This window comes from Ruegeria sp. BF6 (genome assembly GCF_056538665.1).
This window is the reverse complement of record NZ_JBQFTN010000013.1, coordinates 61,163-84,350: the sequence shown is the minus strand read 5'-3', so window position 1 is coordinate 84,350 and position 23,188 is coordinate 61,163. Positions and strand designations below refer to the sequence as shown.

26 protein-coding genes are annotated in these 23,188 nt (G+C 53.6%); 17 read left to right on the top strand and 9 right to left on the bottom strand.

Features of this window, described 5'->3' with window-relative positions:
- Positions 1 to 28 precede the first annotated feature (28 nt).
- The 4 genes from ACR0IM_RS19990 to ACR0IM_RS19975 all read right to left on the bottom strand — a co-directional run bounded on the left by ACR0IM_RS19990 (position 29) and on the right by ACR0IM_RS19975 (position 3,887).
- Positions 29 to 409: a hypothetical protein gene (locus tag ACR0IM_RS19990; protein WP_170568694.1), complete on the bottom strand. Its 381-nt coding sequence runs from the start codon at positions 407 to 409 to the stop codon at positions 29 to 31.
- 114 nt (positions 410 to 523) lie between these two features.
- Positions 524 to 1,702 (bottom strand): carbohydrate porin, encoded by a 1,179-nt coding sequence (locus ACR0IM_RS19985; protein ID WP_480682997.1) that lies wholly within the window; start codon positions 1,700 to 1,702, stop codon positions 524 to 526.
- Positions 1,699 to 2,463: a DUF3299 domain-containing protein gene (locus ACR0IM_RS19980; protein ID WP_170798132.1), complete on the bottom strand. Its 765-nt coding sequence runs from the start codon at positions 2,461 to 2,463 to the stop codon at positions 1,699 to 1,701. Before ACR0IM_RS19980 ends, ACR0IM_RS19985 begins: the two co-directional genes overlap by 4 nt.
- 26 nt (positions 2,464 to 2,489) lie before the next feature.
- A complete protein-coding gene (locus ACR0IM_RS19975; protein ID WP_170337131.1) occupies positions 2,490 to 3,887 on the bottom strand; it encodes an amidohydrolase family protein in 1,398 nt (465 codons plus the stop codon).
- Between the two features lie 132 nt (positions 3,888 to 4,019).
- On the opposite strand from ACR0IM_RS19975, the gene ACR0IM_RS19970 reads away from it, so the two are divergent.
- On the top strand, positions 4,020 to 5,027 hold the full coding sequence (locus ACR0IM_RS19970) for a helix-turn-helix domain-containing protein (RefSeq protein ID WP_480682996.1): 1,008 nt from the start codon (positions 4,020 to 4,022) through the stop codon (positions 5,025 to 5,027).
- A 254-nt stretch (positions 5,028 to 5,281) separates the two neighbouring features.
- On the opposite strand, the gene ACR0IM_RS19965 is transcribed toward ACR0IM_RS19970, so the two are convergent.
- Positions 5,282 to 6,409 (bottom strand): linear amide C-N hydrolase, encoded by a 1,128-nt coding sequence (locus tag ACR0IM_RS19965; protein ID WP_480682995.1) that lies wholly within the window; start codon positions 6,407 to 6,409, stop codon positions 5,282 to 5,284.
- A 344-nt stretch (positions 6,410 to 6,753) separates the two neighbouring features.
- On the opposite strand from ACR0IM_RS19965, the gene ACR0IM_RS19960 reads away from it, so the two are divergent.
- Entirely contained in the window at positions 6,754 to 7,647 is an 894-nt protein-coding gene (locus ACR0IM_RS19960) for an ankyrin repeat domain-containing protein (RefSeq protein WP_480682994.1), read from the top strand.
- Positions 7,648 to 8,156: 509 nt separating this feature from the next.
- Here ACR0IM_RS19960 and ACR0IM_RS19955 read toward each other — a convergent pair.
- Positions 8,157 to 9,044 carry a LysR family transcriptional regulator gene (locus tag ACR0IM_RS19955; RefSeq protein ID WP_480682993.1) on the bottom strand — a complete coding sequence of 296 codons (888 nt, stop codon included), beginning with the start codon at positions 9,042 to 9,044 and terminating at the stop codon, positions 8,157 to 8,159.
- A gap of 104 nt (positions 9,045 to 9,148) precedes the next feature.
- Here ACR0IM_RS19955 and ACR0IM_RS19950 point away from each other — a divergent pair, with 104 nt between their 5' ends.
- The 8 genes from ACR0IM_RS19950 (at position 9,149) to ACR0IM_RS19915 (ending at position 13,496) form a co-directional block, all read left to right on the top strand.
- On the top strand, positions 9,149 to 9,439 hold the full coding sequence (locus ACR0IM_RS19950) for a putative quinol monooxygenase (RefSeq protein ID WP_480682991.1): 291 nt from the start codon (positions 9,149 to 9,151) through the stop codon (positions 9,437 to 9,439).
- Between the two features lie 27 nt (positions 9,440 to 9,466).
- Positions 9,467 to 10,480, top strand: a complete 1,014-nt coding sequence (locus ACR0IM_RS19945; protein WP_480682990.1) for a zinc-binding alcohol dehydrogenase family protein — start codon at positions 9,467 to 9,469, stop codon at positions 10,478 to 10,480.
- Positions 10,481 to 10,861 (top strand): VOC family protein, encoded by a 381-nt coding sequence (locus ACR0IM_RS19940; protein WP_480682989.1) that lies wholly within the window; start codon positions 10,481 to 10,483, stop codon positions 10,859 to 10,861.
- 144 nt (positions 10,862 to 11,005) lie between these two features.
- A complete protein-coding gene (locus ACR0IM_RS19935; protein WP_480594767.1) occupies positions 11,006 to 11,389 on the top strand; it encodes a nuclear transport factor 2 family protein in 384 nt (127 codons plus the stop codon).
- 160 nt (positions 11,390 to 11,549) lie between these two features.
- On the top strand, positions 11,550 to 12,029 hold the full coding sequence (locus tag ACR0IM_RS19930; RefSeq protein ID WP_480682988.1) for an aggregation factor core: 480 nt from the start codon (positions 11,550 to 11,552) through the stop codon (positions 12,027 to 12,029).
- 13 nt (positions 12,030 to 12,042) lie between these two features.
- Complete coding sequence (locus ACR0IM_RS19925) at positions 12,043 to 12,495, top strand: TspO/MBR family protein (RefSeq protein ID WP_480682987.1); 453 nt, start codon at positions 12,043 to 12,045, stop codon at positions 12,493 to 12,495.
- Between the two features lie 11 nt (positions 12,496 to 12,506).
- Complete coding sequence (locus ACR0IM_RS19920) at positions 12,507 to 13,061, top strand: CIA30 family protein (protein WP_480594764.1); 555 nt, start codon at positions 12,507 to 12,509, stop codon at positions 13,059 to 13,061.
- Between the two features lie 264 nt (positions 13,062 to 13,325).
- Complete coding sequence (locus tag ACR0IM_RS19915; RefSeq protein ID WP_480682986.1) at positions 13,326 to 13,496, top strand: hypothetical protein; 171 nt, start codon at positions 13,326 to 13,328, stop codon at positions 13,494 to 13,496.
- Between the two features lie 83 nt (positions 13,497 to 13,579).
- On the opposite strand, the gene ACR0IM_RS19910 is transcribed toward ACR0IM_RS19915, so the two are convergent.
- From ACR0IM_RS19910 to ACR0IM_RS19900, 3 genes are read right to left on the bottom strand one after another with little or no spacing between them, the layout of a single operon-like run.
- On the bottom strand, positions 13,580 to 14,257 hold the full coding sequence (locus tag ACR0IM_RS19910; RefSeq protein WP_480682985.1) for a GntR family transcriptional regulator: 678 nt from the start codon (positions 14,255 to 14,257) through the stop codon (positions 13,580 to 13,582).
- A complete protein-coding gene (locus tag ACR0IM_RS19905; protein WP_480682984.1) occupies positions 14,254 to 15,285 on the bottom strand; it encodes a Gfo/Idh/MocA family protein in 1,032 nt (343 codons plus the stop codon). The genes ACR0IM_RS19910 and ACR0IM_RS19905 overlap by 4 nt, the downstream gene beginning before the upstream one ends.
- Positions 15,282 to 16,370 carry an isocitrate/isopropylmalate dehydrogenase family protein gene (locus ACR0IM_RS19900; protein ID WP_480682983.1) on the bottom strand — a complete coding sequence of 363 codons (1,089 nt, stop codon included), beginning with the start codon at positions 16,368 to 16,370 and terminating at the stop codon, positions 15,282 to 15,284. Before ACR0IM_RS19900 ends, ACR0IM_RS19905 begins: the two co-directional genes overlap by 4 nt.
- A gap of 135 nt (positions 16,371 to 16,505) precedes the next feature.
- Between ACR0IM_RS19900 and ACR0IM_RS19895 the strand changes: the two genes are divergently transcribed.
- From ACR0IM_RS19895 to otnC, 7 genes are read left to right on the top strand one after another with little or no spacing between them, the layout of a single operon-like run.
- Positions 16,506 to 17,513, top strand: coding sequence for a Bug family tripartite tricarboxylate transporter substrate binding protein (locus ACR0IM_RS19895; RefSeq protein ID WP_480682981.1), 1,008 nt, complete (start codon positions 16,506 to 16,508; stop codon positions 17,511 to 17,513).
- A 57-nt stretch (positions 17,514 to 17,570) separates the two neighbouring features.
- Positions 17,571 to 18,320 carry a hypothetical protein gene (locus tag ACR0IM_RS19890; RefSeq protein WP_480682980.1) on the top strand — a complete coding sequence of 250 codons (750 nt, stop codon included), beginning with the start codon at positions 17,571 to 17,573 and terminating at the stop codon, positions 18,318 to 18,320.
- Positions 18,321 to 18,324: 4 nt separating this feature from the next.
- Positions 18,325 to 19,836, top strand: coding sequence for a tripartite tricarboxylate transporter permease (locus tag ACR0IM_RS19885; RefSeq protein WP_480641995.1), 1,512 nt, complete (start codon positions 18,325 to 18,327; stop codon positions 19,834 to 19,836).
- A complete protein-coding gene (locus ACR0IM_RS19880; protein WP_480682979.1) occupies positions 19,836 to 20,123 on the top strand; it encodes a putative quinol monooxygenase in 288 nt (95 codons plus the stop codon). The genes ACR0IM_RS19885 and ACR0IM_RS19880 overlap by 1 nt, the downstream gene beginning before the upstream one ends.
- Positions 20,120 to 20,917 (top strand): N-acyl homoserine lactonase family protein, encoded by a 798-nt coding sequence (locus tag ACR0IM_RS19875; protein WP_480682978.1) that lies wholly within the window; start codon positions 20,120 to 20,122, stop codon positions 20,915 to 20,917. Before ACR0IM_RS19880 ends, ACR0IM_RS19875 begins: the two co-directional genes overlap by 4 nt.
- Entirely contained in the window at positions 20,914 to 22,191 is a 1,278-nt protein-coding gene (gene otnK / locus ACR0IM_RS19870) for a 3-oxo-tetronate kinase (RefSeq protein WP_480682977.1), read from the top strand. Before ACR0IM_RS19875 ends, otnK begins: the two co-directional genes overlap by 4 nt.
- Complete coding sequence (gene otnC, locus ACR0IM_RS19865; protein ID WP_480641999.1) at positions 22,188 to 22,829, top strand: 3-oxo-tetronate 4-phosphate decarboxylase; 642 nt, start codon at positions 22,188 to 22,190, stop codon at positions 22,827 to 22,829. Before otnK ends, otnC begins: the two co-directional genes overlap by 4 nt.
- Positions 22,830 to 23,188: the final 359 nt, after the last annotated feature.

Genomic DNA, 23,188 nt, shown 5'->3' with positions numbered 1-23,188 from the left:
TTCTTGCCCTGAAACATCGTACTTTCGCCTAATTTAGAAGATCACCGACGATGCCGACGGCATCGACCACGGTAGACAGGTCATTCGTAACTTCGAGGACTTCGTCATCGACCAGAATGTAGCGGTTTCCTTTGCCCGGCTCCCCAAGCTTCCATTTGGAAAGGTCCCCAATATCCTCGAACTCCAGGTCAGATGGGAGCTTGGCACCGCGCGTGTAGCGCTTGATCTGTCCAGGTGGTACAGCTTTTGGGCCTATGCCGGGTTTGTCTTCTATCTGAATGCTGACATCACCGTTCTTGCCCCCCTTGTTCGGCTTTTTACCCTTGTTGTCTTTGGCATGGGCATCGCTGCCTCCAAGGATGAAAAACACAACTGCTAAGGCTGCAAGAATTCCGTATGCAATCTTCATAGATTGTTCCTTTGCTTCCCAAATTCATTCGACCGGCGTTGAAAATTCCGGCACGCGCTTGATCTCTCTTAGTTGCCCTTTGGCACACCCCTTAGTGACTGCCTTCACCCCGCATTAGAAAACGATCCGGGTTCTTAGACCGAACAGGGTAATCCGGTCCTGATCGGGATTTAGAAGCGGGTCGGAAATGAATTGTACCGATGGCGTGATCTGCAGTCCGGGTGAGATTGAAAAGCGGTAGAAAGCTTCAAGCGTGAACTGATCGCCATCCATGCCTCTTGCTTCGGCCCAGTTTAGGCCCAGACCGGCCAAATCGGTGTTGCGACCATAGTAACCGAGACCGGCAGAAATCGACCGTTCATAAAGCGCTGCGGTTCCCTTCGAGGCCCCTGCACGGAAGAACGGCATCCATTTATTGTCAACAAACCATGCGGCGGAAAACGCTGCGCCGTAATCTTCTGCTCGACTGCCATCGTCAGCCGCATCCGCATGCCAGAGGGTCAGATGGATATTGTCGAAGTAGATGCGATCAAAGCCGGACGTGTACCCAAGTTCGAGCGACTTGAAGAGATTGCCGTCGCTAAACACATCAAAGTTTGGATCGGACGGGTCGGCGTTTGCGTCTGATACGCTGGCAACGGCGTAGAGGTTCTCGCTCAGCTTTACCCCACCGGCAATACCAAGGCCTTGGTTGGGCGTGTTGATTGTCGGGTTGGTATTGAAAGACAGGTTTTGAAAACCACTGTAGGGGCTTACCAACCCGTAGATATCCACAAAGTCCGTTACATCAATCTGGCCGACTTGCAGCGCCCACGACCCATTCTCAGCCCTTTGGGTCCAGAACAAATTGGTCAGAAGCAAACCGTTGTCATTGAAGGCTGTTCCCGTGATTGAAAGGGCTCCGCCATCCAGCCCGAGAAATTGCGGAGCAACGTCAGTATAACTGTGCCTGTCTTCGATCTTGAATGTCAGAGACCCCCGTTCAGTTGCCTGCCAACTGCCGTAGAACCGCGCAATTCCGCTGGCTGCTTCGCCGGTTCCCAGATCAGCATCCGTGGTTTGGCCCAATGCCAGGTAGTCAATGTTGAACCGAAAACCACCCTCAGCCAGTCGGTCTTTCCACTGAAACCAACCCGGTGCGATGTTGCGTGGAAAATCGGAACGATATTGCGGATCGGTGAGCCCGTCTCCGGGCGCAAGATCGGCTTCGACTGAAGATGGCCCGGATAGTCCCTGAGCCGACGCTGCGCCAGCAAATGCAAGGCTCAATGCGGCAACCAGAAGTCTTATCATTTTGACGCCTGTGCCCCACCGGTCTTGCGATTTCCTGCCGCGCGGATGCGATCAGCAGCACGCTGCTTCCATTCCAACCTGTCTGCCTCGGTTTCCAGAGTTTCGACACGTTCCGCCTCTAGCTGGAAAGTCGCATTCATAGGCATGAGGCCATCCACAACCATCATATTATGAACGGAAGGATCGATAGTCAGCGTGCCTGTCAGCCGAACGGGTTCGTGGAAATAGCTAGGCGCCCAGTCCCCGTTCAACCGCACACGGATCATCTGGTTAGGCGGAGGTGGAGGCATGTGGCTGCACATCCCTCTTTCTGGCACTAAATACGCCACAGGCCGGCCGTCCGGATCGCTTGGAGCAGGAATGGCAAAGCCCGCGAGTGTGATTGTTCTGCCGTCGAATTGCGGGTTTCCGCTCGTTCCAGCCTTTCTTCGACGTTCAGTCACAACCTCGCGCTGATCGAGTAACCAGTCGACGTCAATTCCGTCTGACACCAAGGCGTCTTCGGTCTCTGCTAAAAGCAATTGCCATTTCTGCCGTTCTTCGGCGCTGCCAACCTCCTGCTGCAACCTGCCGCGTATACGCACAACGAAAAGAACATCGTCGAACTGTTCAGGGCTGAGATCACGATAGGGGTCATCAAAGACCTGCGCAGACGGATCTAGCAGGTCTGCCCAGTCCAACGCGGTTCCAGGCGTCGCCGCAGCATCATAACCGCACAAAACCAACCCTGCGAATACTGCGGAGCAAAACCAATTTCGCATGAATGCTCTCCGGCTGCTTTATCTGGTCAATCCAGTGTGTTTTTGTAGATCACACCGTCCTTCATGATCAGGCGGATTGTTTCCGGGCTGTCCGGCCTCGGGTCCGCACCAAACCACTGATCACCCGTTCCGACGACAGAGAAGTCTTCGAGGGGGTTGCCGTCTATCAGCAGGATGTCGGCATAGGCACCTTCTTCGATCACACCCAGTTTGCCTTCCGGATAGGGGTTCATGAAATCACCGCTAAGTGCCGCGATCTCGCCACCTACCGAAGTTAGGGTTACCATCGACGCATAGGGGCCGAAGAAATGGTTATTCAGATGTTTCTCGTAGGCGATCTGGATGTTGCACGCTTCGACCGACCCGACGCAATCGGTTTGGAACCCTCGCGGCGCCGGGCATTCCTTCATGCTTGGAATATAGGCTTCGAAGGTCGCCGAGGCCGATTTGGCCTTCCTCAAACTGTTGGGGTTGTTTTTCACGGACGGAACATCAAGTAGGCCTGGATCAAATGCTGTGATGTTCGTCGTGATGTACGCTCCTTTTTCTTTCATCAAAGCAGAAATCTCGCAGTCAAAGTGAAATCCGTGTTCAATGGTTCTGACCCCTGCATTCAGGGCATTGATGATCGCTTCTTTGCGGTAGGAATGTGCCATGACATAGGTGCCGTACTCGTTGGCAACCTGAACAGCGGCCTCGATCTCTTCTTTCGAACCGGCGAGCAACTGCCATGGATCGAATGCCGAAATCACCCCACCTGATTGCATGAACTTCAATTGCGTGGCACCCATGCGCAGGTTGTTGCGGCCATACATGTAAATTTCGTCAACACCGTTGACCTGTTGGGCCATATTCAGAGTCCCAAAGTTGGTCACCCCACCCGGCGGAGATGTGAAGGATGCGAAATCGGCGTGACCACCACGTGTTCCGAGAAATGCCCCGGAAGGATAAAAGCGGGGGCCGACGATCTGGCCGGCGTCAATTGCGCGCCGCAGCCCGCCGCCAGCGCCCCCGGCATCGCGAACGGTCGTGAAGCCCTGCATCAGGTACATTTCGGCCATCCGGGTCCCGTGGATGGCGAAATCCTCCCAGGTCGAGTTGGTTTCCATCTCGGCAATCGATGGCCCCATGAGCATCAGGTGCGCGTGATTCTCTATAAAGCCCGGTGTCAGAGTGCGCCCACCGCCGTCGATAACCGTCGCGCTCGGCGCATCAATGGCATCGGTTGAGACGGACTTGATCAGATTGCCCTCGACCAGAACACTGGCATTTTCAATGCGTTGCTCATTCACACCGTCGAAGACATGCACGTTGGTAAACAGCGTTTGGGGTTCTTCTTGATCCTGAGCCTGCGCGGTCGCCGAAAAAGAAAGAACTGCCGCGACAATTGCCGTCGAGCAAAGAGACATTCGTAAGCCGGACATAAGTACTCCCTTCATATTCATGTTTTGCCAACTATAGTCTGGAATTCATTGGCTCGGTTGCCCCTTTTGAATTAGGATGTACGAATGTGACTGCAAAAATGGCCACTTCTTAAAGCTAATCCAACAAGGGTTATGAGCTTGCCTTTCAACTCCACCTCCCGAGAGCATAGCGAGGGCTTTGTTCGCCTCTCTTTAGCCGCTCCCTTTCTGCAATATCTCACCGAACGTAAGATCAATCCGCAACCAGCATTGGATCAGGTCGGCTTGAAAGCTGAACTGATGACTAACCCATCCGTGTTCGTTCACTCCGAGTTGGTTTACGGCTTGGTAAATGCTTTCTCAGAAGTATCAGGGGATCGATACCTAGGACTGAATGTAGGGGAAGCGTTTGACCTACAAGGATGGCCGCCCTTCGCTCAAGCCTTGCAATCTACAAAAACGCTGTTCGAGTTTTTTACCCGCTTTGTTGAGCTCGTGCCGCAGGAGTCCAATTCTGTGCGGCACAGCCTTGTCATTGAAGCAGACAAAGCGACTTATCGTATCGAGAGGCAACAGGAACCAACCGTCCCACCCATTCAGGTGACCGGTTTTGGTGCCGCAATCTATGTACGCCTATTGCAGACCGTCGTCGGAGAGTCCTGGGACTCTTCCCGTGTGCGATGGGAAAGCAGATACATCAATGGGCTGCCTATCGACTACAAAGGGATCGAGGTTGGCCTTGGGACTGATCCCGGAATGCAAATTAGTTTTCCTGTGGAATGGTTGTTTTTGCACCACGTCTCTGAGGGTTCTGCCAAGCCCATAGCATCACTTCGACAAGATGAAGAAGTAACCGTGGTGGCAGCTTTGCGATCTGTCTTACGCGACAAACTGGATGAAGCCGATTTGGGACCAGAGATGGTGGCTGGAATGCTGGGAATACAACCGGAACGGTTTCTGAAAGCGCTTCAAAAACAAGGCACAACGCTACCGCGCGAAATCAAACGGCTGCGTATCGATGTCGCCAAGGAGCACCTCAAACAAAACCAGATGACAATTGCAGAGATCGGACTGATGCTCGGCTATTCTGACAAGTCCCATTTCACTCGCTTTTTCCGAGGTCAGACCGGAATGACACCGACCAAGTTCCGAAGCAAGTAAATGTGGTCGAGCCAAATGAACGCTTCGAAGATTAGGTCCTCGTGGGATCAGTTCGGAGAAGTTGTAGTGCGACGTTGAACAGGTTAGTCGACGACATGAATGGTTGGTTGCCACCGCCGATACAACCTCTGCAACTGGCCGTTTCGTTGTGTATTTCGGAGTTAGCAAAGCTTGGTTGCGAAGGTCCGCTTCGGGCTGGCCGCGGTCATCTGACCAAAACACTAGAATGACCGCTGCATGGCCTTCTCGATTGCTCACCTGGCAAAGGCATCCACTTCTGTAACTGATGGTTCGCGGGAAGCATCCAGCGGAACACGTCGGATACCTGCCGAACTGTCTTCAAAATCGATCTTTTTCAGATCAATCATTCGCACGTCTCGGTTCCAAGCCGTGTGGTAGTACATTCTCATGTTCGTAAGGTCAGAAGCTATCGTCCACTGCGTTGCGCTATAGATCAGAGTCTCCAGAGCGTCGGTTGCCGATGAACCCTCCGCAGCGGATGTCGGTACATTGAAGTTGTCCAATATGCGAAAGGCTTCGCGGACAGTATCAAACCCTCCTTCAGTCGGGCGGGCTGTCTGGGTGAAAGCGACAGCGCGTACGAAGCGAGACGGAGGTGTAAAGTCGCCCGGCAAACCGATCATTCCGCTCCCAGCCCCCAAAGGTGCGAACTTGACGCCCTCCAGTTCAATCGAGGGGAGTGCTATCGCCGAAAGGTTTAGGTAGTTGTTGAGGTTAGCAATGTGCCAGTCATAGTTAGGCGCATTTGTAACGACGCCCAGAGGGGCATCAAATATCGTCAGTTCGCCTTCTATGTATTGGATAACAACTGCGTCGCCTCCGGGCTCGGTCACCATATAATGCACAGGTGGCACGATGCCGATCATCGGGTCGACGACAGGTACGACCCGCACATCCGGCAATCCGGTTCGAATTTCATCTATCGAGGAGAATTGGGTCGCAAGGTAAAGTGCAACATCCGTGGAAGACATGGACTTCGAGGCGTCTTCCGGAATGTACTCTTGGTACTCCGTATATCCAGGCAAGTAAAACGTGCCGACCGTTAGCCCTCTCTCGTTCATGATGTCGCCCATGATGAGTTGGCCCATTCCCGAAGTGCCGGCTGCGCCAAATTTCGCGTTCCATTTAATACCATCCCGCCCGTCAGTCATTTTGGTCGCGCTTAGTTCAATGCCCCGTGGAATAACGACAAACTCGGCACCGAGGTCAAATGTGCCCCACTCCATCGTTCGTGCAAAAACGAGCGTGCCGTCTGCGCCCTTTAGAGAAATTCCGGTGCATGCATTGCTTGCGGTCGCACAGATGCAAAGACTTGCAATGACTACGTTTGTGAACCGATTTAAGTAATTCAGTAGGGACATATCTACCTCCCGATACCAATGGACTGTGTGACAACAGTGCCACAACAACTAACCTAGGAAAACAGCACCGCCGCAACTCTTGATCATTGCTAGTTCCCTCGATCTCTGCACTAATTCTCAAAAAAGAAGCTCCGCTTAGGGCTGCCACCAGCCAATTATGATCACTGTTGAGAACGGCAACACTGAGCCCGTAAATTACATTCGTCCGATTGCAATTAATCGCCAACAGAGTTGTATACCGTTGCTCAAGGCCCGCGTTGTCTGCTGGCTCACCCTAGTTTTGGCGCAGTACGCTCTACGTGTTACACTTCTGCAATCAGAGTCTCTTAAGGGAGGAGGCGACGATGCAATTGCGATTGTTCTGGCGATTTCACTTGCTTTTTTTGGTTGCATTCTTACCCGGCGCAGCTTCGGCTCAGGATTTGGTTTCCTTCGCTATCTCAGGCGACATGCCAGCCCTGAAAGAAGCTCTTCCCGAAGGTTCGCAACAAGACCCGGAAACGTTAGTGAAGCCTCTTTACTTTGCGTCCCAGCGTGGGCAAGCGGAGGTAGTTAACCACCTTTTGTCTGTGGGCGCTGAACCAGATTCTGAGACGGATATGGGCACTGCGTTGGGGGTCGCCGCCCGCAATAACCACACCGAAATTGTCGCGGCACTGTTAGCAGCCGGTGCTGATCCAAACCTTCGCGGAGGTGAATATAAGTCTATGGCGCTCCACCAGGCGGCCGAGCGCGGGTCAATCGAAGCCGCCCGCATGTTGTTAGAAAACGGCGCCGACATTAACGCGCAGGATCGTTTTGGCTGGCCTCCAATTCAGTTTGCGGGGACGAAGGGTCGAACCGAGATGGTCACGTTTTTGAGGGAGATGGGCGCAGGCCCAGTAGCGGTAGACACTCTGAAACCGGGCGAAATTGAAGCGGCCGATCTTGAGGAAGGCCGTCTGTTGGCTTTCGAGTGCGGCGGATGTCATGGCATGACGCCTGGTGAAGTTGGCGCGGGTCAGCATCCTGGCCCCAACCTTGTCGGCGTTGTCGGGAGGGCCAAAGCATCAGTCGAGGGCTTTCCTTATTCTGATGAGATGCAGACCCAGACTGGATACTGGACACCCGATGAATTGAACGTTTTTCTGGCCGATCCATTCAACATCGTTCCCGGAACCGACATGACTCGTGGCAGTCAACCTGATCGATCAGCTCGGATCGCCATAATCGCCTATCTCACCCAACTTACACCCTAGCAATGGGTGTACGGCTGCTTTGTTCACGGGCTGGTATTGCCAAGCTCAGTTGGGAATGTCAGCTTCGGACTGCGAGCGCAATTTCTGAGGTCTAGCGAATTTGTTGATCGCTGAAATATCTGCCTTTGGAGGTCGGTTGGGCCTCTGAGGCTGAAGACACGCAGACACGCCAACAGCTTGTGTTACAACTGCCTAGCTTAGGGGCTTGAAGCCTAGTGCTAACCGGTGCAATTGACATCAAACGCGGCAGCGCGCTTGGCTTCTTTTTTGAAGAATAGGTATGTCGGCCAGAACTGCAAATGCCATTGACCTCGCTCGCATCCGGGATGGCACCCAGTGTTGAGACCATAGGCCTGCCGCCTTTACGCAACTCCCGCAATCTCAAAGCCAGGAAGTTATCCCAATCTCGCTGCGCTTGTCTTTTTAACTTCAAGCGGGCTTCACCCTGCAAGTCTGCGAACCAGAGCGTGCCTTTTGAAGAAATAGTCTTTGCACAAACGCTCTCTGTCTCAACTCGCATTAAATTTGCGACGCAAATACTCAGTCAAGGCTGTTACGCGCCGAGGTTGGGCCCGGCTGGGTGGAAGCATCATTTGCAAAGGTTTCGGCGGTGGGAGGAACTCGCGCAAGACAGAAACAAGTCTGCCAGATCGAACATCGCCGCCGACGTCAAGTTCCGACTTCAAGACGACCCCATGACCTGCAATCGCCCAATCGCGGATTAGTGAACCATCATTGACTATTCGATTTCCCTTTACCGATACGCGCTTGGCACTTGGTCCTGATCCAAACTCCCAAACATTGTCGATCATGTCTCCAAACCTCATGACCAAGCAGTTGTGGTTTAATAGGTCTTCTGGTTTTTCGGGCGTTCCGAATGAGGCCAGGTAACCCGGGGATGCACATACGAACCGTTGGTAGCTTCCTAGGTTTCGCAATCTGAGCGAGCTGTCTGTGATGTTGCCGAAGCGAACGGCGAGGTCAAAACCCTGGCCAACAAGGTCGACGTAGCCGTCTGAGAGGGACAACTCGATTGAGACGGCAGGGTTATCTTCGGTGAATTCGGCAATAACTTCGGAAACAAAGCTCCGTCCCAAGTCGATAGGCGCGCTTATGCGAATTGGACCAGATAGAGTTTCGGCGCCGTGCCGAACAAGTGTGTCCAGGTCCGCAAATTCGCTAAGTACGCTTTTTGCGCCATCGGCTAGTACCCGGCCTTCTTCGGTCAGGCTAATGGAACGGGTGGTGCGGTTGAACAAAACCACACCGTAATGTGCTTCCAGAGCCGCGAGCCGCTCGGATACTGTCGTGCTCGACATCCCAGTCTCTCGCGCCGCGGCCACAAGGCTGCCTTTCTCGGCTATGGTCAGAAACAAGCGAAGATTGTCCAGGAGCATTAAGCGGAATTTCCGGATTATATGTTCGATCCTGCCCTGTTTATCCCGAAAACACTGCGGCGTAAATCTTGCGCATCGTTCAAGAACACAAGGGATCTACTCCAATGTCCAAGCTAACAATCGTCGCCAACATCAAAGCCAACCCCGACAAAATTGACCTTGTAAAGGCTGAGCTTATCAAGCTCATCGACACAACCCGCGCCGAAGAGGGTTGCATCAACTATGACCTGCATCAGGACAACGACAACCCGGCTCATTTCGTGTTCTACGAAAACTGGGAAAGCCGAGAGCTTTGGCAGACCCACATGGGTGCTCAGCATCTGACTGCGTACCTGGAAGCAACAGAGGGCGCAGTTGCAGAATTCACATTGAATGAGATGACCATCATCGGTTGATTAAAAAACCGGACAAAGGAGCACGTTATGAAAGCCGTGGGATACCGACAGACAGGATCGATTGATCGGGCGGACGCGTTAATCGATTTCGAGACCGATAAACCTACACCGAAGGGGCACGACTTGTTGGTGAAGGTGCAGGCCGTGTCAGTGAACCCGGTCGATACGAAAATTCGGCAAAAACGTGCTCCTGAAGGCCCGTCACCTGAAATTTTGGGGTGGGACGCCGTAGGGGTCGTCGAGGCCGTTGGCGAATTGGTTAAGACTTTCAGTCCGGGCGATACTGTTTGGTACGCCGGGGCGATCAACCGATCGGGAACCAATGCTGAGTTTCATCTGGTGGATGAGCGTATCGTCGGAGCCGCGCCAAAATCCATAACTGCGACAGCGGCTGCGGCGATGCCGCTCACGACGCTTACTGCGTACGAGATGCTGTTCGACCGCTTGCGAGTCCAAAATGCCGTTCCCGGCGGGTCCAATACGCTGCTGGTCATAGGTGGCGCAGGTGGTGTCGGGTCAATCACCATTCAATTGGCGCGGGCTCTCACTGACTTGACGGTGATTGCCACCGCATCCCGTACCGAGACACAAGAGTGGGTTCGAGAGTTGGGCGCACACCATGTCATCAACCATGCGGAACCATTTGGCACACAGCTTGGGGCTCTTGGTGTCGAAAACGTGGATTTCATCTATTCAACGAACCATTCCCAGCTTTATGCCTCTCAGGCTGGAGAGGTGATGACACCCCAAGGTCGTTTTGGGTTGATCGACGATCCAGAGAAATTTGACATCGCGCCGTTCAAACCCAAGTCGATCTCCGTGCATTGGGAGTTCATGTACACTCGCTCGCTTTTTGGGACTGGAGATATAAACCGTCAAAGCGAAATCCTGAATCAGGTTGCTGGGTTAATAGATGTTGGAAAGATAAGATCCACTGCAACCGAAACACTTGGTAAGATCAATGCAACAAACTTAATGAAAGCGCATGCTATCCTCGAAAGCGGCCAAGCCAAAGGAAAGCTCGTGCTTGAGGGTTTCTAGATGAGAATCGAACGGCTGGATCATGTGAACATCGTGACAACTAAGTTGTCTGACATGGTTACTTGGTATGAAAAGGTCCTGGGTTTGAAACTCGGGGCCCGCCCTGATTTTCCGTTTCCCGGAGCTTGGTTGTATGCGGGTGATCACGCCGTGGTCCACCTTGTGGGTCAGGAAGGAACGCCTAATGTCGGCTCCGAAGTGCAGCTCAAGCTCGAGCATTTTGCGCTCTCAGCCACGGGGTTGGGCGCATTCGAGGAAAAACTGACCTCATGTCAGATCCAGTATCGCAAAACTAACGTCCCGGGGGCCCGCATGGTCCAAATCCATGTGGCCGATCCTGATGGAAATCATATTCATATCGACTTCGAAGAAATCGAGTAAGTGGCAAACCCTCGAAACAGTCGGAACGCAAAACCAAGCTGGTAACTTCTTGCCGATTGGTGATCGAGGTCCTTGCCGGGTTGCTTCCGAAAATTACGCGGGCCAAAACTTTTGGGCGGTGCAAACGTCGATTTGGAGGTCAGTATGCCGGACATCGAAACAAACAAGAAAAACGTCATCGCTTTCTACGAAATGATGTTCAACGAGTGTCGACCAGCCGAGGCCATAGCGACCTTTGTTGGTGAAACCTATACGCAGCACAATCCGCATGTTGGCGACGGCAAGCAAGCGTTTGTCGAATATTTCGAGCGCATGGCCGCCGAATACCCGGGAAAGCGCGTGGACATCAAACGTGCGTTTTCTGAAGACGACCACGTTGTTCTGCATTGCCATCAGATCTGGCCAGATGGTCTCGAGTACGCAGGGATCGATATCTTTCGCCTCGACGCTCAAGGTAAGATTGTCGAACATTGGGACGTTCTTCAGGAAGTCCCCGCGAAGAGCGAGAACGACAATGGTATGTTTTGACCTAATCGATCTAGACACGGAGCATGGAACTTCGAAAGAGCCTGTCTGCTGAACTGCAATAGTCAAAAAGCATAAGTCTGATCCAAGAAACCCGCCGAAGCGTATCTACCAAGTACCTCTCAGCAAGGAGATAAACATGCTCCCACCCTGCGTTTTTGCGGTGACCCTTGGAGTTTTCTCAGCCACATCGCTTCAAGCCGGAGTTCAAATTCGCTTCATAGAAGGCGCACCCAAGGACCGTTTTGTTCTGACAAATGTCGGAACGTGTGAAGTTGAAGCCTCGACTCTAAAAATTGACTTTTCGCAATCTGCCGGACGTTTGATTTTCGACGTCACAGATAAAGGCGCGGGCGTGAAGGTCTTCCAACCTCTTGAATTTGTTGAGGGCGCTGATGCACTGCGTCAATTTCCTTCGGTTGTGGACGGGCAAAATACAATTGAGCTTGAGATCGCTTCCCTCGCGGCCGGGGACAGACTAGCCTTTACCATCGATGTAGATGACACCATCGGGCAACGCGAAATCACCGTAACAGGGTCGGAGATCGAAGGCGCCACGGTGTCATATACCGATGCGGATGAAACCGGTATTGCGACCTTCTCTTCCGAAGCGCTTGTCAACGTGACGACCAAGGACTGCTGAAAGCCGACCCACAATGTCGAATTCGTTGATCCGCATAGCATTTCTTGCGCTCATGTTGGGAGGTGGCGTCCTGATCGGGACACTGACCGCACCTGGCGATTGGTATGCGCAGCTTTCTAAACCTGCTTTCAATCCACCAAATTGGATTTTTGCCCCGGTTTGGACGGTGCTTTATGTGTTGATCGCCATGGCGGGTTGGCGCCAGTTTGAAGCAGACAGAAGCTCGACCGCCATGAAGCTGTGGTGGGCGCAGATGGGTCTGAACTTTTTGTGGTCTCCAACCTTTTTCGTACTGCAACTGCCATGGTTGGCCCTTGTGGTCATTGTCGCGTTGCTGATTGTCATCGTCGTGTTCATCGCTCGGGTCAGGAATTCAGATCGGGTTTCCGCACTGACCTTCCTGCCGTACTTTGTGTGGGTCGCATTCGCCACGGCCTTGAACCTTTTTATTGCGATACTGAACTGAGAAAGAACAATATGCTTGGAAACTTCGTTGGGCTTGTTTCAGGTGTTGTTTTTATCGGATCTACAATGGCACAGGCTGATGGAAAGCTTGCTGAGAACTTCTCCAAATCTCCGGAGACGCGTTGGGACTACGTTGCGGACACTGTCATGGGAGGAGTTTCTTCAGGGCAAGTGCAGTTTAGTTCGGAAGGTGATGTTGCATTCGCGCGGTTGACCGGAACCGTCAGTACAGAAAACAACGGCGGTTTCATCCAGTTCCGACGCAAGTTGCCTGATCGGCCAGATGCAGGTGTATCGGGCGTCAGGCTGTTGGTGCGGGGCAACGGCGGACAATACTTTGTTCACCTCAGGACGCGTGGCACGGTGCTTCCGTGGCAATACTATCAGGCCGAGTTCGCAACGTCTGACGAATGGACCGAAGTCCATTTACCTCTGTCAGGCTTCAAGGCTTCAGGTGCCATGTTGCGCGCTATTCCCGTTGCTGACGAAATCACCTCAGTTGGAGTTGTAGCCTACGGGCGCGATCACGAAGCCCGTGTAGATGTCAGCGAGATTGGTTTTTACTGAAGGTCGACCAAGCGAGGGGCTGCAACCTTCAAATAGGTCTGCTTGACGCCGTGTGAGATCGAAATGTGCCAATGCCTGAACGCAGAGGCGCTGTTTCTTCATTTTAGATTCTGAAAATGCATTTTCTGAGCGAACGTTCAGAGCGTGCTGCTTTCTGAAGAGACAACTCTTCTGTCAGCCTTCCATTAACGTAACTTAATCAAAGCAAAGTACTTTCAGCCAAAAACAACTCCCACATGACGCTCATCTAGAGGAGTGAGTATCATGAAGAGGATTGCAGCTTTGGGCCTTGTTGCCCTGACTCTATCATTTATCGGCACTGGTGCGTTTGCGGAGTGTTATTTTGGGAACGATGCGGTAACCGGGATGGAGATGATCATCTGTGAGACAGATGGCGGCTTTTCCAGCTGGGGTACAATGATCGCTGAAGCTTGAGCGTTTTCAACGAAAATTCCGGACGCCAAGAAGGTCGAAAACAAGCAGTTATTCTAGTCGGTTGAAGATCGGACACGAGAGGGTCAGAGACTGTTAAGTCGATGCTTTTCGAGAATCCCGCAAAGCATGGCCTTGGCTTGCAGCCTGTGCTCTCGATGACGTTCACGGGCGATATCCGGTCGACCTTCACTAATCGCTTGGAAAACGACGCGGTGATCTTCATTGGATTTGACGGGTAGGGGTCTGATGAACAACGTCGTTGCGCGCGCGCGCCGCACCTGGTCGCTCATCATGGCGACAATCGCTTCGACCCGTTTGTTGCCGCCCAAGCGAACGAGCTCCTGATGAAACAACTCATCGGCCTCCGCCCAGGCTTCCAGGTCTTCGGTTTCGATGGCGTGATCCATTTTTGCGATTGACCCAGCAAGTACCGCCAATTCATCTTCTGAATAACCAGCTTCGGCGGCGCGCTGTGCTGCGAGACTCTCGAGTTCCGTCAATATGTCGTAAATTTCGCGCATATCGTCCGATGAAACAGGCAGTATTCGCACGCCTTTGCGGGGCCGCATTTCCAGCAACCCTTTACTCTCCAACATCAGCGCAGCTTCCCGTATCGGGGTGCGGGACATACCCAGAGTTTCGGCGAGTTCCGACTCCAGATGGTCAGTCCCGGCTGCAAGTTCGCCGGACAGAATCATCCGCCGCAAGTCCCTTGCAGCGCGCTGTGTATTGGAAAGAGTTTTGGTGTCCTGATCCTTCACGGTGTCTCCAGCTTTACCTTTCGTCCCTCCGCAGCCGAATGATAGATTTTCTCTTCGATGCGGATCACGTCCAAATAATCTCGGGCCGTGTTTTCCAGCGGCGTGCCCCGTAGAAGGCCTGAAACAACGTGACTTTGCAAGGCGTGGACGCAATCTCCGCCAAATCCATCATGATCGCTCGGAGGTAGAATTTGTTGTCGATCCTGTTTTCCAAAAGCGCGGAGTTCTACTGAACCGTCGCCGTTAAGAACCAGTGATCCTTCCGTTCCTTCGATGAGAGCTTCGCCCATGGTTTGACGCAGGTTTTCGGCACTGTGGTCCAGGCACCTGTTTCCATCAAACAGAGCCCTCAGACCGTTGGGATGGTCAAACAATATGTAACCTGCATCCTCGCCCGCGATAACGGGATTAACTTGGCGCAAGTCTGCGTAAACCGCGCTGGGCGCATCGAACAAAAATCGGAACGTGTCTATCCAGTGAACCGCTGTTTCATGAACAAGGAACCGCGGCATTTCCTGAAAGTACGGCTGCCGGTCAAGATAGGCGCGTGGCCCCTGTCCGTCGCCGGGCCGAAGTCGGAAAGTAGCTTGGAGGGGCGTTCCAATTCGACCCTCGGTCATCGCCTCTTTGATTGAGCGATACCAGGGCTGAAAGCGAAAATTCTCGTGCACAACGATAGTTGTACCTATCGCTTCAGCCTCGGAGGCGATCTTTTCAGCTTCATCCAAAGACAAGCAGAATGGCTTTTGGCAGATCAACCATTTTATTCCAGAGCGCAGTGCCGTTCGGATGGCCTCGGCCTGCGCTACAGGTGGAAGGATGATGTCCACGAGATCCGGTTTTTCCGCCTCCAGCATTATTGACAGATCATCATAAGCGGCCAGCCCTGTTTCTTTCGCCTTTTTGATGTCCCGGTTACAGGATGCAACCGGGACAGCGCCGGGCATTCGAGACCAGCTGTCGTAGTGGAACTTGCTGAAATAACCTGCACCCACACACGCGACCCTGATGGCTTGTTGAGTATTCATGCCTGCAATGCTTCCATTACTGATGAGGCTGCGGCCTGCGTTCCCGCGGTGCCACCTAAGTCCCGCGTCAGGTTGTGGCCGTTTGTCGTCACTCTTTCCACGGCTTCGCGCAATCGTGCACCGTCGCAGGACAGTTCTGGGTGATCATGGGTCAAACCTAACCACTCAAGCATCATTGCCGCGGACAGGATCATAGCAAAGGGGTTGGCAATACCTTGTCCAGCAATGTCCGGAGCGGAGCCGTGGCAGGGTTGGAACACAGCGTGGTTCAATCCTATATCCGCTGAAGGAGCCAACCCAAGACCGCCCATGAGACCTGCGCCAAGGTCGGAGAGGATGTCTCCGAACATGTTCTCGGTCACCAAGACATCAAACTCCCAGGGCTTTTGCACCATCCATAGAGCGGTAGCGTCCACATAGGCATGATCTGCCTGCAAATCGTGGTGGCGGCTGGCCTCAGCGTCAAACATCGATCTGAAGAATGCAAATGCTCTGAATACATTGGCCTTGTCGACACAGGTGACCCGTCCCTGGCCACGGCCGGTTGCCTTGCGGTTTCGGGCGAGTTCAAATGCGAAGCGGAACAGCTTTTCGGACACCTCACGAGTGATAAGCAGAGTCTCACGTGCTTCGTGCTCGGTGACTTCCCCTGCGCCTTGAGTGAAGAACAGCCCTTCTGTGCTTTCGCGGATCAAGACGAAGTCGATCTCTTTTCCGTTGGGGAGCGACAAAGGAGTCGATTGCCCCTTGCTTACTTTTACCGGGCGTACGCCAGCAAATAGGCCAAGCCGCTTTCGCAGGTCGATCTGTGGTGAAATTTCGGTTCCGTCAGGGTAGCGCACATCCGGTAAACCCATTGCCGAAAGCAGTATCGCGTCAGCCTTACGTGCCGTTTCAAGTGATCCCGCTGGAAACGATTCTCCGGTTTCTGCGTAGTGAGAGGCGCCTGCTGGCGCGTCCGTAAACGCTAGCTCGTAGCTGGGATTGTTGCCTGAAAGCTGGCGCAGAATTTCAAGCGTAGGGGCCATGATTTCAGGGCCGATTCCGTCCCCGTGAAACACTGCCACATTGTAGTTCTTTTTCATTTTAGCCCGCTTCCTTCCCGTTACGCATTCATAGCGCGATAGCTGTTTTCGTTACACTCCGTTGACAATGCATTGTGTAATGTATACGCAAATAAATGCAATAATAAACGCGAAGTTGTTTTGGGAGGACTGGAAATGAAACTGAAGCTAGGGCGGTTGGCGGCCGCAGCTGTGATGGCAACCGGGATTGCAGGGGCTGCTGCTGCACAGGATTACCCCTATCGGGATATCACCACAGCTGTGGTTTGGGGGGCCGGTGGTGGCACGGACACGATCAACCGGATGATCATGGCCGAGATGGAAAAACACCTTCCGGTCTCGATCAACGTAATCAATCAAACAGGTGGAGTCGCGGGCTCCAATGGAATGGTTTACGTGATGAACCAACCGGACGATGGCTACACATTGGTTGGTTTGTCGGAGTCGAACGTTACCGCTGCGGTACAGGGTGGTTGGGATAAGAAATTCGACTTTTGGTACCCGTTTATTGTTGGCGGATCACCTGACTTGATTTCGGTTCCTGCCGACAGCCCCTATAACACGCTGGAAGAACTGGTCGACGCCGCCAAGGCTGCCCCTGGCACTATTCCAGCTGCGGCTTCCGGCGCGGGTTCGATCCACCACTTGAACCTTCTCGCCATCGAGAAGGGGTCCGGCGCAGAATTCAAGTTTGTTCCATACAAGGGCTCAGCGCCAGGGCAGGAAGCGGCGATAGCAGGCGAGGTCGCGTTGGTTGTGACCTCTTTGGCTGAACAAGCCCCATTGATCGAAGGCGGTCAGTTGAAGCCTCTTGCGATGTTGACACCCGAAGTTGCGCAGATTGCCGGAGCTACAGTACCATCTGCCTTTGGCATTTATGACGGACTCGACCAGTACCTGCCGCTCAAACAGGCCATCGGATTTGCCGTTCACAGTTCGGCCGGAGATGATGTGAAGGCAGCCCTCGGCGAAGCGTTCGAACAGGCGATAGCATCTGACACTGTCGCTGAATGGGCTGCGGCCAACAATTACGATGTCGGTGGTCAACACGGCGAAGAAGCTCAGGAGTTGTTTGCGAACCTTGAGGCTACCTTTGCCTATACCTTGCAAGATCTGGGCGCCGCGACCGTCGATCCGGCCTCGCTGGGTATCGAGAAGCCCTAATCCGATCAGTTTTGAAAGGGCGCGCTTGATCGCGCCCTTTCCCATAGGAGGCAGGCAATGGACAAACCTGACGAAACTCTGGTCATGCGGACACGCGATTTCTGGGCTTCGGTTGTTCTAATAGCGGTGTCCGTCTTTTTCCTTTGGAAGACGTCGGACATCCCCCTTTGGGGTGAAAACCGCGCAGGTGTAAGCGGGTCGGACTGGTACAACTCGGCTGCAATTGTACCGTTGTTCATCTTCGGTGGACTGCTTGTCCTGTCCTTCGTTTTGCTGGCTATTTCGATCCGCTCTGGTGGGGCCCAAAACGCGCTCACTGCTTTGGGGATCGGATGGGACAAGTCGGAAGCCTATCGGGCTTCAACAATAGGCCTGATCCTTCTTGCATATGTCGTCGGGCTGGTTCCCAGGGTGGACTTCATTTTGTGTTCCGGGTTGCTGATTACAGCTTTGACTTACGGCTACTACGGAGGTTACGCGCGGCGTGCTTTGGAGGCCAGTATCGCAGTTGTCGTTGCCGGTTTGTTTGCGTTCGCCGTGTTTCCTGCTCAGGCGGATTGGAATGCACACGCTGATGATTGGTTTACATTGGCCGTTTGGGTCGCGTTGACACTCTTGGTGCTGACCAAAGCGGCTTCCGAACGCGTTTTGCGGTTCGTGCCACTAGTCGCGGTGTTGGCCCCGCTCATCCTTGTTTGCGCGATGGCGTTTGTCTTCCGGCAAAACGTTCCCTCGCGTGGCGGGCTGATATTCAAACAAATCGAATACCACTACTACGTGACGCTTCGTCCGCTATGGAAAGATTGACCGGATGGACTTTATCCTTTCGCAACTGGCTGGGTTTGGGACGGCGTTCGTTGATCTGGCAGTGGACCCGCTGACCTATCTGTATTTGATTGCATCCGTATTCCTGGGCATCACGTTCGGCGCATTGCCCGGCCTTACGGCAACGCTGGCGGTGACGATCCTGACGGGGTTTTTCGGCAACAAGATCCCGCTGGACTATTCGCTCATCGCCTTGCTCGGGGCCTATGTGGGCGCGATTTACGGTGGCTCTTACCCGTCAATCCTGCTGAACATTCCGGGTACGGCAGCCAGCGCGGCAACGGCCATGGATGGCTACCCGTTGGCCAAAGCGGGTCGAGGGGGCGAAGCACTTGGGCTGACCACAACGGCCAGTTTCATTGGCACAGTTATCGGGACCATCACGCTTTTGATTTTTGTCTGGGCGCTGCTTTTGGTTTCAAAGAACATCGCAAGCCCGGAGAAAGCGCTGCTTGCCCTTTTCGGCATTCTGCTTTCTGGCACTTTGATGAGCGAAGACCTGGTGATTAAGGGATGGATCGCCGGTCTGATCGGGCTTGCGATGTCCATGGTGGGGCTCGACCCTCTGTTGTCTGAGCCGCGCTATACCTTCGGCTGGTCTTACCTGATGAGCGGATTTCAGGTCGTGCCAGTTTTGATGGGGGCCTTTGCCATCCCCCAAATCATCGATGGTTTGAGGCACGTTGAGGCCGGGAAAGTTCTGGCATTGAATGGCCGTATTCTTCCGAACCTTCGCTCTATTCGACGCTATCTACCGACCATTGGCCGGTCTGGGGTGATCGGGACCGGGGTAGGGGCGCTTCCGGGCGTCGGCGAAGATGTCGCTGGTTGGGTCAGCTACGGTGTCGGGAAGACCGTATCTGCCGACGGCGACAAGTTTGGAAAAGGGTCATTGGAAGGTCTGCTTTGCTCAGAGACCGCAAATAACGCTTGCATTGGAGGCGCGCTGATCCCGCTTTTGGTGTTGGGCATTCCCGGTTCGCCGCCTGCCGCCGCTTTGATGGGGGCTTTCAAAATCAACAATGTGATCCCGGGCCCGACGATAGACCCAGAAATCATTCTGCGCGTGGTTGCAATCCTAGTGCTGGCATCCCTGACGATGTTCCTGATGGGGCTTTTCACCGCTCGGGTCTTTATCAAAATACTCGCCATCCCGCAGACCATATTCCTGCCGGTCGTGATGGTCCTGACAACAATCGGGTCTTTCAGCGTCGGTGGTGGCATCAACGATCTTTACCTGATGCTTGGCGTTGGCGCCGTTGCCTATTTCATGAACCTCATGAAGTACCCAATCGCTCCGCTGGTTATTGGGGTTATATTGGGAAGTCTGTTTGATGAAACCTTCCGCCGGTCATTGTTCCTGTCGGATGGGGATCTTTCGGTTTTCTTTTCACGCCCCGGTGCGGCCATTCTGCTGGTGCTCAACATCGGTCTGATCCTCAGCCAACTGCCCGTTGCGAAGCGCGCATTCTCACGCCTGAAAGGACTTTCTGTCTGATGTTTGTGGTTACTGTCACCTTCACTCTCAAGCCCGGAACGCGGGACACCTTTTTGCCGCTGATGATCGAAAACGCTTCAACCTCTTTGCTTGATGAACCCGGATGCCAGCAGTTCGACGTGTGCCTCGGCAAAGATAATGAGTCCGTTTTTCTCTATGAAGTTTATGATGACATTACCGCCTTCGAAGCTCACCTCGAAAGCCCGCATTTCAAGTCCTTCGATGCGGCTGTGGCTGATATGATCGCCGCCAAGGTAATTCACCAGTTTTCCGAGGTCATCAGATGAACGATTGGGAAATCCACGCCATAAAATACGCGGATCGCAACGCTCGAACCCGGAGCGACAGCTTCATCTTGGATGACGACCACGACGCGCCTCATGCGATGGACTATTTCATTTGGGTACTCAAGCACGGTAACGATGTTATTCTGGTCGATACCGGTTACGACACCGAAGAGGCTGCCGCCCGTGGTCGCCCCATTGCGATGGACCCGCGCGAGGCTCTGCGCCCTTTGGACATCACACCGGAAGCGGTGACAGACATCATCGTGACCCATCTTCACTATGACCACGCGGGCGGGCTGCATATGTTCCCAAACGCGAAGTTGCACATGCAATCGGCGGAAATGGCCTTCGCTACCGGCCCCTGCATGTGCCACGACCACCTGCGCGCGCCTTTCACCGCGGGCCATATTTGCGAGGTCGTAAAACGCCTCTATTCAGGTAAGGTCGTGTTCTACGATGGAGAGGCCGAGATTGCAGATGGGGTGACCGTGCATTGCATCGGCGGGCATTCGCGCGGGTTGCAATGCGTTCGCGTAAGAACGGCAGCCGGGTGGATGGTTCTCGCCTCGGACGCCTCGCATTACTATGAGAATTTCATGGCGCGCAAAGCCTTTCCCATCGTTGTCGATTTGCAGGACATGATGGATGGCTTCAAGACACTCGAGAGGTTGGCCTCGGCTCCTCGCCTGATCGTGCCCGGCCATGATCCACTTGTGCGTGAGATTTTCCCGGTCGGTGCCGCGCCTCATATCCACCGCTTGGATCCAGGGCCCTTGAGGGAGATCGAAATATGAAAATAGGTGTCATTGCAGACGACTTTACTGGTGCGAGTGATATTGCGAACACCTTGGCGAGGGGCGTGGAACCGGAGGGTGGATTACGAACGGCTCAATTTCCGGGTATTCCTACTACCCCGGCCGATGAGGAGATCGAAGCGGGTGTGATCTCACTCAAGAGCCGCACTGCATCGGTTGAGGAAGCCATTGCAGACAGTCTGAGCGCTTTGCGGTGGCTCGCGGATCAAGGATGCCAGCAGTTCATCTTCAAGTATTGCTCGACCTTCGATTCCACGATGGAGGGAAACATCGGCCCAGTTGCGAAAGCGTTGGCCGACGAACTGGGTGCGCAAAAGGTGGTTTTCTGCCCGGCCTTTCCGACAACCGGGCGCACCGTCTATCAGGGTCATCTTTTTGTGCTTGGCAAGCTGTTGCACGAGTCTGGGATGGAAAATCACCCTCTTACTCCAATGACCGATGCGAACATCAGGCGCTGGTTAAAGCATCAGACCGACGAAGCGGTTGGGTTGGTGCCAGTTAATATCGTGAAGCAAGGACCAGAGGCGATTGCGGCTGCTTTGCAGAAGGCCGACGAACGATTTGTGATCGGTGATGCGATTTCGGATGAGGATTTGCTGGCTTGGGGTGAGGCTCTGTATGACGCCAAGCTCGTTACTGGCGGGTCGGGGATTGCGCTGGGGCTACCCAGAAATTTTCTCGGAAAGGCTTCGTCCAAAAGAGCCGGTTGCGCATTCACTGGTATTATTGGACCCGCAGCGATCCTTGCTGGGTCTTGTTCAGGTGCGACCCGCAGGCAGATCGAAACTCACGCGACGTCTCATCCGACGTTGGCCATTGATGTTTCGGGTGTAATGTCCGGGGAAGTGACCATGCAAACGCTGCTGGAATTTTTTGAAACGCATTCGGGCCGGGCGCCTCTCGCATATTCATCAGGAAGCCCGGAAGATGTACGTGCGATCCAAAACCACTTCGGTCAGGAAGCCGTGGCGAAAAAGCTGGACAATCTCTTTGCTGATACAGCACGGCAGCTTGTCCAAACGGGGTACAAGCGCCTTGTCGTGGCCGGAGGGGAGACTTCCGGCGCAGTATCCCAGGCCGTGTCTGAGACAGTGGGTTTCCCTGCCATGTCGATTGGACCGGAGATTGATCCGGGGGTGCCAGTCCTGAGCGTTGGAAAAACTCAACCCATTGCGATGGCACTAAAGTCTGGAAACTTTGGCGCTGCGGACTTTTTCGCGAAAGCCCTCAGATTGATGGAGGCAGGCAAGTGATTTCTGAAGAATTGGCGCTGCGACAGCAGATGTCGGAACTGTGCGCCTCGCTGTTTGCGCGTGGCTTTTCTGTCGGCACTGCGGGCAATGTATCCGTACGTCTGCACGACGGAATCCTTATGACACCCACCAATTCGACTTTAGGAGATATCGACCCTGAGCGTATTGCCAAGATTGATCCTAATGGCAACCACGTCTCTGGGGACAAGCCAACCAAGGAAGTCTTTCTGCACCAGGCCTTCTATGAGACAAGACCAGAGGCTGGCGCCGTGGTGCATCTACATTCGACCTGGGCCACTGCTCTGTCGTGTCTGGAAGACACCGATCCCAATGACTGTATTCCACCACTGACACCATACGTGGTCATGCGCGTCGGCACGGTCAAACTGGTTCCGTACATAAAGCCCGGTGACCCGCAATCCGGTGATTTGATCCGCAAACTGGGTGGCAAATATAGTGCGGTTCTGCTGGCCAACCACGGACCCGTCGTATCAGGAAAAGACCTTTTCTCAGCGGTCTGTGCAGCAGAAGAGTTAGAAGAAACGGCCAAGTTGCTCGTGGCGCTGCGGGGTATGCCAACCCGGATACTGGATGCAGAACAAGTCACAGAACTCAAGGAAGTTTTCGGAAGGATTTAGACCGACACCGAAATGGTACGTGTGCAAACTTTCGGGCAAACCGCGCAAAGTTATGTGCAAATAGGGGGCTCCTTCGGACTGTGTTTTGTTCAACCTAAATTAATGGTGATCATAAGTGCATGCGCTACAACCCCACACACCCGTTGCATTGCGTGAGTTCGGTATGCCTGCGACTTTGCAATTGCGTCGACCGGCAGAAATGGCGAGCCTCGTCGAACTGAGTTGAAGGGGATCTACCACGACCTACCAGATGTGTTGCCTTATTCAGATGAAGCTTGAATTATATCAATCAAAATACACTTCTAAATGAGCGATAATTCTTCAAAGTTGACGGATTCACGCCGAAACTACCATCACTT

Excerpts from the sequence above, each read along its gene's own strand:
- ACR0IM_RS19990 (WP_170568694.1), bottom strand. The coding sequence starts at position 409 with ATGAAGATTGCATACGGAATTCTTGCAGCCTTAGCAGTTGTGTTTTTC.
- ACR0IM_RS19985 (WP_480682997.1), bottom strand. The coding sequence starts at position 1,702 with ATGATAAGACTTCTGGTTGCCGCATTGAGCCTTGCATTTGCTGGCGCA.
- ACR0IM_RS19980 (WP_170798132.1), bottom strand. The coding sequence starts at position 2,463 with ATGCGAAATTGGTTTTGCTCCGCAGTATTCGCAGGGTTGGTTTTGTGC.
- ACR0IM_RS19975 (WP_170337131.1), bottom strand. The coding sequence starts at position 3,887 with ATGTCCGGCTTACGAATGTCTCTTTGCTCGACGGCAATTGTCGCGGCA.
- ACR0IM_RS19970 (WP_480682996.1), top strand. The coding sequence starts at position 4,020 with ATGAGCTTGCCTTTCAACTCCACCTCCCGAGAGCATAGCGAGGGCTTT.
- ACR0IM_RS19965 (WP_480682995.1), bottom strand. The coding sequence starts at position 6,409 with ATGTCCCTACTGAATTACTTAAATCGGTTCACAAACGTAGTCATTGCA.
- ACR0IM_RS19960 (WP_480682994.1), top strand. The coding sequence starts at position 6,754 with ATGCAATTGCGATTGTTCTGGCGATTTCACTTGCTTTTTTTGGTTGCA.
- ACR0IM_RS19955 (WP_480682993.1), bottom strand. The coding sequence starts at position 9,044 with ATGCTCCTGGACAATCTTCGCTTGTTTCTGACCATAGCCGAGAAAGGC.
- ACR0IM_RS19950 (WP_480682991.1), top strand. The coding sequence starts at position 9,149 with ATGTCCAAGCTAACAATCGTCGCCAACATCAAAGCCAACCCCGACAAA.
- ACR0IM_RS19945 (WP_480682990.1), top strand. The coding sequence starts at position 9,467 with ATGAAAGCCGTGGGATACCGACAGACAGGATCGATTGATCGGGCGGAC.
- ACR0IM_RS19940 (WP_480682989.1), top strand. The coding sequence starts at position 10,481 with ATGAGAATCGAACGGCTGGATCATGTGAACATCGTGACAACTAAGTTG.
- ACR0IM_RS19935 (WP_480594767.1), top strand. The coding sequence starts at position 11,006 with ATGCCGGACATCGAAACAAACAAGAAAAACGTCATCGCTTTCTACGAA.
- ACR0IM_RS19925 (WP_480682987.1), top strand. The coding sequence starts at position 12,043 with ATGTCGAATTCGTTGATCCGCATAGCATTTCTTGCGCTCATGTTGGGA.
- ACR0IM_RS19920 (WP_480594764.1), top strand. The coding sequence starts at position 12,507 with ATGCTTGGAAACTTCGTTGGGCTTGTTTCAGGTGTTGTTTTTATCGGA.
- ACR0IM_RS19915 (WP_480682986.1), top strand. The coding sequence starts at position 13,326 with ATGAAGAGGATTGCAGCTTTGGGCCTTGTTGCCCTGACTCTATCATTT.
- ACR0IM_RS19905 (WP_480682984.1), bottom strand. The coding sequence starts at position 15,285 with ATGAATACTCAACAAGCCATCAGGGTCGCGTGTGTGGGTGCAGGTTAT.
- ACR0IM_RS19900 (WP_480682983.1), bottom strand. The coding sequence starts at position 16,370 with ATGAAAAAGAACTACAATGTGGCAGTGTTTCACGGGGACGGAATCGGC.
- ACR0IM_RS19895 (WP_480682981.1), top strand. The coding sequence starts at position 16,506 with ATGAAACTGAAGCTAGGGCGGTTGGCGGCCGCAGCTGTGATGGCAACC.
- ACR0IM_RS19890 (WP_480682980.1), top strand. The coding sequence starts at position 17,571 with ATGGACAAACCTGACGAAACTCTGGTCATGCGGACACGCGATTTCTGG.
- ACR0IM_RS19885 (WP_480641995.1), top strand. The coding sequence starts at position 18,325 with ATGGACTTTATCCTTTCGCAACTGGCTGGGTTTGGGACGGCGTTCGTT.
- ACR0IM_RS19880 (WP_480682979.1), top strand. The coding sequence starts at position 19,836 with ATGTTTGTGGTTACTGTCACCTTCACTCTCAAGCCCGGAACGCGGGAC.
- ACR0IM_RS19875 (WP_480682978.1), top strand. The coding sequence starts at position 20,120 with ATGAACGATTGGGAAATCCACGCCATAAAATACGCGGATCGCAACGCT.
- otnK (WP_480682977.1), top strand. The coding sequence starts at position 20,914 with ATGAAAATAGGTGTCATTGCAGACGACTTTACTGGTGCGAGTGATATT.